Genomic DNA, 674 nt, shown 5'->3' on the forward strand with positions numbered 1-674 from the left:
TTGAATATCATTAAAATGACTTATTGAAATTACAAAGATTATGGGGTGGGTGTAATGGAAAAATATGGAAAAAGGTATCTATTAAAACAGAAAACATTAGATATAAAAAATAAAAGTAAAAAAGATTTGAGGAAAAATTGAAAGAGGAAATAATGAAAAGAAACATCTGTTTAATGGGTATGGTCATAACTTTCATTTTGATGTTGGCAGACATTCCCGCCACAATCATATGCACTGACTTAATCAGTCCACATTGCATTTTTATGGCTGCCATCATATTGCCATTGACATATGTGTTCGGGACGTTATCCTGAATGTTAGAAAGAGAAGAATATGGAAACAACTAAAGTAAAACTATACGGTAAATATGAAGTTGGTGTTGAGGACCAGTTGAAAGTGGCTAAGAAGCTGTTGGACAAGCAGCAGTCCATGGAAGGCATCACTTCATTCACGATAAACAAGAACACACTTGACGAAGCACCACAGGCATATAAGGGTATTGATGAAATACTAGAAGGAATCAAAGACCTTGCTGAAGTTGTTGATATTGTCAAACCAATCTTCAATTTCAAGGCGGACGATGGTCCAAGGGAGTAATTATGAGAATTTCAAGAAGAACAAATCGGTCATACAAATCGATTGATTACAACATTGGCGGCATATTAAGTCGGAGG

The 674-nt window shown here is 35.3% G+C and carries 1 protein-coding gene; it reads left to right on the plus strand.

Annotated elements, in window-relative coordinates:
* Nucleotides 1-333: 333 nt before the first annotated feature.
* Entirely contained in the window at nt 334-597 is a 264-nt protein-coding gene (locus N1032_RS25715) for an RtcB family protein (protein WP_259543451.1), read from the plus strand.
* The last annotated feature ends 77 nt before the right edge of the window (nt 598-674 follow it).

Source organism: Herbiconiux daphne (genome assembly GCF_024979295.1).
Classification (GTDB): domain Bacteria; phylum Actinomycetota; class Actinomycetes; order Actinomycetales; family Microbacteriaceae; genus Herbiconiux; species Herbiconiux daphnes.